This window comes from Streptomyces sp. NPDC058632, assembly GCF_042717095.1.
Taxonomy (GTDB): domain Bacteria; phylum Actinomycetota; class Actinomycetes; order Streptomycetales; family Streptomycetaceae; genus Streptomyces.
On the sequence record NZ_JBHXQZ010000105.1, the window covers coordinates 1 to 9,957 of the forward strand.

Here is a 9,957-nt window from a genome sequence, read left to right on the forward strand (position 1 = left end):
CCCGGGGGCCCCCTTCGCCCCCGGGGCGGGGTGGTGGCCCCACCAGCACCTTTCCCGGTGGGCGGGGGGGGGGGGGGGCCCCCCCGGGGGGGGGGGGGGGGGGTTCCCCCCCCCGCCGCACCCTTCTCATCGGTCGTCCGGTTCACGCAGGGCGGCAGCGAGTCCGGCCACCGTGGGCTGCCGGAGGAAGCGGCGGGGGGTCACCCGCCCCAGTCCCTCCCGTGCGAGCGACCCGAGCATCCGCATCGCGAGCAGCGAGTCGCCGCCGAGCGCGAAGAAGTCGGCGGTGCGCTCGTCGACCGGGCAGTCCAGCAGCTTCTGCCAGTGCGCCGCGACGGCTCGTTCCGTGTCGTCCTCGGGCGGTCCCGGCTCCGTTTTGCCGACCGCCGCCGCGGGTACGGACAGGCGCCGGCCGGGCGCCTGCCGGGCCGGCCCCGTCTGCTCACCGTCGACCGCGTCGGGCAGGTCGACCACGGCGGACCAGCCGTCCGGTTCGACCAGCGACTCCACGGTGGCCATGAGATCGCCGAACATCCGGTCGACGTCCTGTGCCGCGAACAGCTCCTCCACCAGCGAGAAGACGACCACCAGCTCACCGCGCAGCTCGAACAGCCGTACCTCCAGGGCCACCTGGGGCGTCCGCAGCTGCTGGTGGTGGCTCAGCAGGTCGATCGCGCCCAGCGGTCCGGCTTCCTGGGGCACCTCGCTGCCCAGCGCCGCGTCCACGCCCAGGGTGGACTGGAAGACGATTGGCGCCACCGGGCGGTGGGTGCCCCGGCGGCGGCCCAGTTCACGGGAGACCTCCACGCCGGTGATCAGGTTGTGGGCGAGGGCGTCGCCGATGTCCTGCTGGGCACGGCCGGCGAGGTCGGCGAAGACGGGGGCCGCCGGCAGGTCGACCGGCAGGAGCATGGTGGAGGAGAAGGCCCCCACCAGACGGGACACGTCGGGGTGGAGCGGAAGGCGGTTCAACTGCAGGGTGTTGAGCAGGAAGCGGCGGTGGCCGCAGGCCCGGGCGACGGCGGCGGCGAACGCGGCGAACATCGCGGCGGACGGGGTCACACCGTGCCCGGTGCACAAGCGGCGCAGTTTCGACCAGCGCTCCGGATCGAGCACCGCCTGCCGGGTGCCCATCAGCGTGGGGCGCACCTCCCCGGCATCGGCCACCAGCGGCAGCGCGGGCGGCAGCGGGAAGCCGTCGAGGCGGTCCCACCACCAGTCGCGGTCCTGCTGCCACGCCTCGGTGCCGGGCAGGTCCCGCAGGGTCGTCACGTAGTCGCCGTAGTCGATGTCCAGCGGCGCGAGAACGGCGTTGTAGTCGGAGACCAGGGCGAACAGGTCGCGGTAGAAGACGCCCGAGGACCAGCCGTCGATGATCAGCAGACTGGTCGAGGAGTGCAGCCGGGCGCGGTCGCCGGGCATCAGCGTCAGGCGCATGTCCAGACCGCAGCCCCGGGACGGGTCGGGGCCCTCGGTGCTCATCGCGTGGCGTATCTCCGCGAGCCGGGCCGCGGCCGTCTCCTCGTCGGCGTCGCGCAGGTCGGTGACCTGGAGCTGCGGGACCGCCTGCGGATCGTCCAGGGGCAGGATGCGCTGCCGGCCGTCGGGCAGGATGCGGGCCCGCAGGACGGCCTGGTGCTCGGCCAGGCGCTCCAGGGCGTCCTGGAGCGCCTCGGGGGCCTCGTCGGCGTCGATGTCCTCCAGCCCGATGTCCACGTAGTGGTGTGCGGAGCGGTAGGACAGCTCCCAGGCGTCCTGCTGGCCCACGAAGTAGCCCTGCTGGAGCGGCAGGAGCGGGAACGGGGCGTCCGGGTCCTCGCGCCGGCGCAGGTCCAGGGGCAGCGGGCGCAGTGCGCCCGTCCCCGACCCGGTGCTGCGTTCGTGGACGAGGGCGGCCAGTTGCGCGGCGCTCTGCTCGACGCGGACGTCCGCCAGCGCCAGCGGTGTGCCCAGCCGTTTGCGGAGCATCGCGGCCATCCGGACGGCCAGGACGGAGTCGCCTCCCAGGCTCAGGAAGCTGGCGTCCGCCGGTACGGCGGCCAGGTCGGTCTCCAGGGCGTCGGCCCACACGGCGCGGACGGCGTCGACCAGGTCGGCGGGGGCCGGCTGCGCGGAGGCGGTGTGCTCGGGGGCGGGTGCTGAGGTCAACGGGGAACTCCAGTCGGGAGGGTGGGGCGGATGACGTCGTCCACGGCATGGACCCGTGGCAGGCGCAGGGCAGGGGGCAGGCGGTCGGCGAGTGCGGCGCGGACGCGGGCGGGGTCCGGGCGGGCGCCGTGGGACCTGACACGGCCCGCGATGACGCGCTGGCCCGCGGCCGCGGCGAGGGGATGCCCCTCGTGCGGCAGGACGGGCAGGGGGTCGAACCCGGCCGCGTCCAGTTGCCGGGTCCACTCCCCTGCGGTGAGGAAGACCCGGTCCTGGCCGGCTCGCAGGTCCGTGAACCAGCCCTGTTCACCGGGCGCGGGTGACATCAGCAGGTACATGGAGGTGAGTGCCTGGTAGTGCTCCTGGCACGACTCGACCAGGATCAGCAGCCCGTCGGGCGCCAGCAGTTCCCGCAGGGCCGCCAGACAGCGTCCGGCGTGCCGTGCGTTGTGCAGGACGTTCGCCGCCAGGACGACGTCCCGGGAGCCCGGCTCCAAGCCCTGTTCGAGCGGGTCGGCCTGGATGTCGAACAGGGCGTGCCGCAGGCCGGGGCGGTCACCGAAGGCGTCCCTGGCCGTCCGCAGGAAGAACGGGGAGACATCCGTGAACACGTAGTCGACGGGCGTGTCGCCGAGCGCCTCCAGGACGGTGCCGGTGGTGCCGCCCACGCCGGCGCCCGCCTCCAGGACGCGCAGGGGAGCCGGCGTGGTTCGGCGGTCGGCCTCATCGCTGATCAGGGACGCCGCGGCGTGGTTGGCCCAACGGCTGGGGACGCTGTCGCGGTAGTTGCCCTGCGCGGTGCTCGTCTCCCCGTCGGGGAAGAGGACCTCCTGCAGTGACGTACGGTCCTGGAGCAGCAGCGTGAGCCGTTCGGCCGCGGTCCGGAAGAAGCGGGTCATGGACGCCGGGTAGCCCAGGCCCCGGCAGGCGCCGTCCAGTTCGCGCAGCGCCCGGGCGTGGTCGCGGCGGTCCGGCACCACGAGGGAGTGGTAGCGGTCCGTCGCCGCGTCCAGCCGGAGCCGGCCCTCCGCGGTCAGGGTGGCCAGCCAGCGCCGGACGATCCACGCGTGCCGGGGTGCGGCCGCCAGGGCTTCGAGGATCTCGTCGGTGCCGCGCCGGCCCCCGTCGCGGAACAGCCTGGTCCGGTCGAGCAGCCGGGCCATCGTCAGCAGCGCCGTCTCGTCGAGCTGCCGCATCAGCGCCGGGAGGGCGGCCGGATCGATGCCGCGTACGGCGGCGTCACCGGCGTCCGCGGCCCGGCTCACGGCGCGGACGTCGTCGCGGCCGGGACCGGCCGGCGGCCGCGTGTCCGGTGGCGGGCCCGCCACCAGCAGGGTGTCCTGCCCGCCGTCGCGCACCAGTTGCCAGTCCGTCACGCCCGGCAGCCCGGTGAGGGTCTCGTCGGTGAGGACGCCGTTCACGAGTGGCCGTCCTCGATGACGTCCACCACGGTGATCACCGGGGGTGTCGTGTCCGGCCCGGTCCGGCGCAGGTGGTCGCGCAGGACCTCGGGCAGGCGGCGCCGCACGAACAGGGGGAACGGCTCGTGGGCGGCCGGACCGGAGGGCGTCGGGGCGTCCGCGGCGGCGGGGGCGCAGTCCGCGGGGGCCGCCACGGCCAGCATGCGCGGGTCGGCGGCATCGAGGAGCACGGCGGCGTCCTCTCCCTCCAGGGCCTCGCGCAGGGCGTAGGGGGTCACCGCCCCGGGAGCGTCGTGGAGAAGGGCGTTGGGGATCCCGTGGACGACGACGGGACCTCCGTCGAGCGCGTCGCGCAGCGTTTCCCGGACACCGCTCCCCCGGTGTTCGCCCCAGGACGTGCGGCGCACCTGCCGGGTGCCCGGGCCGCCGGTGGGCGGGCCGACGCGCAGGACGACGTCGTAGCGGTAGCGGGTGAGTTCGGTGTCCTCGGCCATGGTGCGGGCGTGCACGCTCATGCGGACCGGCCGCGGCTGGGCCGCGACCGCCGCGGCGACGGCCGCGGGGGTGAAGGACAGCTCCTCGTCCGCCTCGGCGGCGGCCGCGGCCCGGGCGGCGATCGTCGTGTCGTCCGCCTCGGGGTCGCGTGCCCGCTCCAGCCGTCCGAAGTGGTCGAGCAGCAGGCCAAAGTGCCGGATGTCTCCGACGATCACGGTGCCGCCGTCCTCGACGGTGGACAGTGCCCCGTGCAGCACGGTCGTCAGGTAGGCCAGGTCGGGGAAGCACTGGGTGACCGAGTTGAGCAGCAGGCAGTCGGGGAGCACGTCGGGGCCGAAGACGGCGTCCATGGTCTCCCGCACCCGGGTGGCGGCCGCCTCGTGGGCGGCGGCCCGGACGAACGCGGTGCGGGGCAGGCCGGCGTCGGTGAGGCGGTCCACCGCGACCTGGGCGACGTCGGTGCCGACGTACCCGTCCAGGTGCGGGTGCAGGCGGTGGGCGAGCAGACCGGTGCCGCAGCCGAGTTCCAGCAGCCTCCTCGGGCGCCGGGCCAGGACGAGGTCCACCGTGCGGTCCACCCAGTCGCGCATGTGGGCCTCGGGCAGCGGCGCTCCGGTGTCGGACGCCCGCCACCCGGACAGGTCCAGGTCGTCGGCGTGCCGGCCCTCGGCGGTCTCGTACACCCACTCGTAGACCTCGGCCCACTGTTCGAGGTGCTCGCGCAGCAGGGGGCCCGGCCCGGGTGAGGCGGTCACGGCGTCCGGATGCGGGACGACCCGGACGCAGCCGTCGGGTGCGGGGCGTGCCCGGGCCACCCAGGGATGGGCGGCCAGCAGGTCCGCGATCCGGCTGGTGTGTTCAGCCGTCGTGTTGTCGGACACGGGATTACTCCGTTCTCTCGTCGTGGGGATGCTCGGAGGGCATGGGCGGCCGGGGGGTCAGGCGGCGCCCGGTCAGGTGGAGGACGCGGTCGGCGCGGGCGGCCGTGCCGGCGTCGTGTGTGACGGTCAGGACGGCGGGGCCGTTTTCCCGCAGCCGGTCCAGCAGGTCGAGGACGAGGCGTGCCGAGTCCGGGTCCAGGCCCGCGGTGGGTTCGTCCAGCAGCAGCACGTCGGGCTCGGCGGCGAGCGCCCGGGCGAGGACGACCCGGCGGCGCTGGCCGCCGGAGAGCGCCACCGGTCTGCGGCCGGACAGCTCTGCGGGGAGTCCCACGGCTTCGAGGAGTTCTCGTACACGTTCCCGCCGGGCCGCTGCGGTCGTGCCGTGGAACACCTTCAGCGGCCGGGCCACCGCTCGGCCCGCGGTGTGCGCCGGGTTGAGTTCCGCCACCGTGTCCTGTCCGGCCAGCTGGACGGCGCGCAGCGTCCGCCGGTCACGCGAGCGGGTCCCGGCGGGCAGCGGGTGTCCGTGCAGCAGCAGCTGTCCGCCGGCCGGTGGGCGGCGGCCCGCGAGGGCGTGCAGCAGGGTCGTCTTGCCGCTGCCCGACGGTCCTGTGACGGCCAGCCAGCCGCCCGCCGGCAGGTCCAGGTCGCCGGCGTCGAGCAGCGGTGTGCCGTCCGGAGTGAGCAGGACCAGGCCCCGCGCCGACAGCACGGGAACCGGGGACGGGGCAGGGCTCGCCGTGCGGGACGGACGCCCGGCCCGTGGCGGCGCGGGATCGGCGGAGGGACGGAGCGGCTCCTTCCCCGGGGTGCGCGTCGTCCGTCCGCGTACGGCGGCGGTCGCACGCGACGTGTGCCGCGCGGCGGCGTCCGCGCAGGAGGCCGGGTCCGCGTCGGCGGCGAGCACCAGTGTCCGGTCGGCCAGTTCCGCGGCCAGCCGGGCATCGTGCGTGACCAGGACGACGCACCGGCCGGGGACCCCACGGCGGGAGCGCACCGCTTCGGCCACCAGGTCGGCCGTCGCGCGGTCCAGTGCCGAGGTCGGTTCGTCCAGGACGAGCAGCTCCGGATCGGCGCACAGTGCCCGGGCCAGGGCGACCCGTTGGGCCTGTCCGCCGGAGAGTTCCCCCGCCCGCCGGGAGGCGAGCCCCGGCGGGAGGCCCAGCCGGTGCATCAGGGTCTCGACCCGCCGGGCGCGGGCGGCGGCGTCACCGGTGAACTCCTCGCCGATCAGCCGGTCGACACGCCACAGGGGATGGAGGGCCGCGCCGGGGTCCTGCGCCAGCCAGCCGCACCGGGCACGCCGCCACCGCCCGGCCGCCCGGCCCTGCGGCACCGTCGCACCGCGCCAGCGCACGGTGCCCGCCGCGCGGTGCAGTCCGTCCGGGAGGACGTCGAGCAGGGCCCGCAGCAGCGTGGACTTACCGGCGCCGGACGCGCCGGTGACGGCCAGCACCTGCCCCGGGCCGACGTGGAGGTCGACCGGCGGCAGGACGGTGGCTTCGTCCGGGACACGGCGAACGGTCAGGCCCTCGGCCGCCAGCAGCGGGGCACCGACGGGAACGAACTCGTCGCGGGCGCGGCTCGTCATACCGCCTCCCCCGGAGCACGGGCGGCCGTCCGGGCTGCCGCGGCGAACACCCAGGCGCAGCCCGCCAGGGGGAGCGCGGGCGCCAGCAGCGCCCAGGGGTTGAGTGCGGCGCCGGGCAGGTTCTCGCTGAGCATCAGGGCCCAGTCGGGGTCCGGGGGCTGGGGCCCGAGGCCGAGCACGGCGAGGGCCGCGGCGATCTGCAGTGCCGTGACGAGCCGGAGCCCGGCGTCGGCGGCGACCAGGCGGCGCAGGGTGGGCAGTACCTCGTGGAGCAGGACGACGGGTGTGCGCTCGCCGCGCTCGACGGCGGCGTGCACGTGTCCGCTGTCGCGCAGCCGCGCGCACTGCGTGCCGACGACCCGCGCGGTGAGCGGGGCTCCCGCGAGCACCGAGGCCACGACGACCGCCGTCGCCCCCGGCAGGGCGGTGGCCAGCACCAGCGCCAGGACCAGGGCGGGGACGGCCAGCAGCACGTCGCACAGGGCCCGTACGGTGCGGGCGGTGCGGCCGCCCGACCAGCCCGCGGCCAGACCGAGGCCCGTGCCGCAGACGACGGCGGCGACCGCGGCGAGCAGGGACACGGTCAGGAGCTGGGTGCCCCCGGCCAGGACGCGGGACAGCACGTCACGTCCCAGGACGTCGGTGCCCAGCGGATGCCGTCCGCCGGGCGGTGTCCACGGGGCGGCGACCGTTCGCTCCGGTGGGTGCGCGGCGGCGTACCGGCCGAGCGGCACGCACACCAGCAGCGTGAGGGCCGCGGTCACGGACGCCGGAGGGCGGACGGCTCCGGACAGGAGCGGCGAGGACCTGCCGGTCACACGGTCCTCCCCGCATCCGGCACCGGCGGGGTGTGCGGCACCGACGGGCCGGTGTTCCCCGCGGGGCCCGGCTCCTCGGTGCGGCGGGCGGCCAGGTCGGCCAGGAGCATGCCCAGCAGCAGGACGACGGCCGGGAGGAGGGCCGCGGCCTGGATGACGGGGACGTCCCGCACCGCGACGGCGGACACCAGCAGCTGACCGGTGCCCGGATAGCCGAACAGGGTCTCCGCCAGGGCGGTCCCCGCCACGAGACCTCCGGCCAGCAGAGCCGCCACCTGGAGTGCCGGCGCGTACAGGAAGGGCAGGACGTGCCGGTGCAGCACGAGCGGGGCGGGCAGTCCGCGCAGCCGTGCGTCGGTCACGTGCGGGCGGCGCAGGGTGTCGCCCAGCGTCCCGCGCAGCAGGACGGTGGCGAACGCGGCCGAGGGCAGCGCCAGGGTGAGGGCGGGCAGCACCAGGAGTCGGGGGTCCGCCAGGGGCGAGCCGCCGGGCGGCAGCAGGGACACCGGGGGCAGCCAGCCCAGCAGCCCCGCCAGGACCGCGCCGAGCACCGCCGCGTAGACCGGCTGCGGCACGGCGGCCAGTCCGGCGGCGGCCGGGCCGCCCCGGCCGCCGCGCAGGTACGTGACGGTCAGGGCCGTCGCGGTCAGCAGCACGGTGAGAGCCAGCGCCACCGCGACCAGGGCGGCGGTGGCGGGCAGCCGCTCGGCGAACAGCGTCGCCACCGGCCTGCCGCCCGCCAGCGAGCGTCCCAGGTCCCCCCGGATCAGGCCGTACAGCCAGTCGAGGTAGCGCACCGCGGCCGGCCGGTCCAGCCCCAGACGGCCCCGCTCCGCCTCGACGTCCTCCTGGGTGGCCCGGCCCGTCGTCCTCAGCTCCCCGGCGTCACCGGGGAGCAGTTCGGTGGCCGTGAAGACCACGGCCGTGGCGGCGACGGCCAGGACCGCGGCCCGGCAGAGCGGGCGCAGGGCACGGCCGGCAGTGCGCAGCGTCACTTGGCCATCCACACCTGGTCGATGAACATGCGCTGGAAGCCGGGCCCGTCGGGCAGGCCGCGCACGCCGGGCGCGGCGAGGTCCAGGCCGTCGCCGGTGCCCCAGACGACGTAGCCGCCGTCCTTCCACAGCTCCCGCTGGATGCCGGAGAGCAGTTCCTCGCGCCGTGCCTCGTCCGCGGTCGACATGGCCCGGGCGAAGCCGTCGTCGAAGGTGCTGCTGCGCCAGGCGGTCTCGTTGGTCGGGGAGTCGGACAGCAGCCCGACGCGGACCAGGTCGGGGAAGGAGATGCCGCCGTAGTACCCGGTGTAGAACGCCTTCTTGGCGTAGACGGCGGTCCAGTAGGTGTCCGCGGGCTCGACCTTCACCTCGGCGTCGACGCCGATGTCGGCGAGCTGCTGGGCGTAGAGGGTGGCGGCGGTGTCCATGCCGGGGTAGGACGTGGTGGTGTGCAGGGTGACGGACAGTCCGTCGGCGTGGCCCGCCTCGGCCAGCAGCTTCCTGGCCTTCGTCACGTCGCGGGTGCGCTGCGGCAGGTCCTCGGGGGCCGAGGGGTCGTAGGGGGTGGGGAGATCGTTGGCGATCCTGCCGTAGCCGAGGAACACGGTGTCGACCAGGGCCTTGCGGTCGGCGGCGAGGCGGAACGCCTCGCGGACCCCGGGGTCGTCGAACGGCTTGGTGTCCAGGCGCATGACGAACGGGTACTCGGTGACTCCGTCGCGCCGTACGACCCGGGTCTTCGCCGAGGTGCCGGCGCTCTTGACCGCGGCGGGGCTGACGCTGCCGGCGACGTCGGCCTGCCCGGAGACGACGGCGTTGGCACGTGCCTGGGGGTCGGCGACGGCCTGGATCTCGATCCGGTCCAGGTGCGGACGCTCGCCCCACCACTTCTCGTTGCGGGTCAGGACGGTGGTCTGGGCACCGGCCCGCTCCACCCGGTACGGACCCGAGCCGGTGACGGGACGGGAGAAGTCCTCGGTGCCCTCGGGCACGACGAAGGTGACGGATTCCAGGGCACGGGGCGCGTCGGCCATCGGGGCACGGGTGGCCAGGACGACGGTGTGCTCGTCGGGTGCGGTGGACTTCTTCATGTCGAAGTCGGCGAGCCGGCCGTAGTTCTCGGCGGCCTTGCCGCTGATGCGCCGCAGGGAGTACAGCACGTCGGCGGCGCTCACCGGCTCGCCGTCGGTGAAGCGGGCGTCCTCACGCAGGGTGAGGGTCCAGCGGTCCATGGCGTCGTTGGGCTTCCACGACGTCGCCAGGCGCGGTCGGGTCCTCCCGTCCTCGCCGGGGACGGTCAGGACGTCGTAGGTCAGGGCGAAGCGCAGGACGTCGGACTCGTTGCCGAGGCCGCCGTGCGGGTCGTCGCCGGCGGTGGCGGGGGATCCGGCGACGGCGTAGCGCAGGGTGCCGCCGTCGACGGGGGCACCCGTGGCGGATGCCGGGGTGTCGGAGGCGGGGGTGGCGGAGGTGTCGGAGCAGGCGCTCAGCAGCAGGGTGCCGACCGCCGCGAGGGCGGTGAGAGCGGATCTGCGGGACAGGGGGGTACGGGGTGACGGGTGCTGGTGCATGGGTGCTTTCCGCGAGAGGTTCGTTCGGGTGTCGGGC

7 protein-coding genes are annotated in these 9,957 nt (G+C 75.7%); all 7 read right to left on the reverse strand.

The genetic code is table 11. From position 1 onward, the window contains the following. Nucleotides 1–126 precede the first annotated feature (126 nt). The 7 genes from ACFWVE_RS29895 to ACFWVE_RS29925 are packed head-to-tail and all read right to left on the reverse strand — an operon-like array spanning nucleotide 127 to nucleotide 9,920. On the reverse strand, nucleotides 127–2,148 hold the full coding sequence (locus ACFWVE_RS29895; protein WP_384020612.1) for a condensation domain-containing protein: 2,022 nt from the start codon (nucleotides 2,146–2,148) through the stop codon (nucleotides 127–129). Beyond that, nucleotides 2,145–3,569 carry a class I SAM-dependent methyltransferase gene (locus ACFWVE_RS29900; RefSeq protein WP_384020615.1) on the reverse strand — a complete coding sequence of 475 codons (1,425 nt, stop codon included), beginning with the start codon at nucleotides 3,567–3,569 and terminating at the stop codon, nucleotides 2,145–2,147. The genes ACFWVE_RS29895 and ACFWVE_RS29900 overlap by 4 nt, the downstream gene beginning before the upstream one ends. Further along, a complete protein-coding gene (locus ACFWVE_RS29905) occupies nucleotides 3,566–4,945 on the reverse strand; it encodes a hypothetical protein (protein ID WP_384020618.1) in 1,380 nt (459 codons plus the stop codon). Before ACFWVE_RS29905 ends, ACFWVE_RS29900 begins: the two co-directional genes overlap by 4 nt. Before the next feature lie 4 nt (nucleotides 4,946–4,949). Next, a complete protein-coding gene (locus ACFWVE_RS29910; protein ID WP_384020621.1) occupies nucleotides 4,950–6,536 on the reverse strand; it encodes an ABC transporter ATP-binding protein in 1,587 nt (528 codons plus the stop codon). Next, complete coding sequence (locus tag ACFWVE_RS29915; protein WP_384020624.1) at nucleotides 6,533–7,354, reverse strand: ABC transporter permease; 822 nt, start codon at nucleotides 7,352–7,354, stop codon at nucleotides 6,533–6,535. The genes ACFWVE_RS29910 and ACFWVE_RS29915 overlap by 4 nt, the downstream gene beginning before the upstream one ends. Then, nucleotides 7,351–8,349 carry an ABC transporter permease gene (locus ACFWVE_RS29920; RefSeq protein ID WP_384020627.1) on the reverse strand — a complete coding sequence of 333 codons (999 nt, stop codon included), beginning with the start codon at nucleotides 8,347–8,349 and terminating at the stop codon, nucleotides 7,351–7,353. The genes ACFWVE_RS29915 and ACFWVE_RS29920 overlap by 4 nt, the downstream gene beginning before the upstream one ends. After that, nucleotides 8,346–9,920 carry an ABC transporter substrate-binding protein gene (locus ACFWVE_RS29925; protein ID WP_384020630.1) on the reverse strand — a complete coding sequence of 525 codons (1,575 nt, stop codon included), beginning with the start codon at nucleotides 9,918–9,920 and terminating at the stop codon, nucleotides 8,346–8,348. Before ACFWVE_RS29925 ends, ACFWVE_RS29920 begins: the two co-directional genes overlap by 4 nt. Between the last annotated feature and the right edge of the window lie 37 nt (nucleotides 9,921–9,957).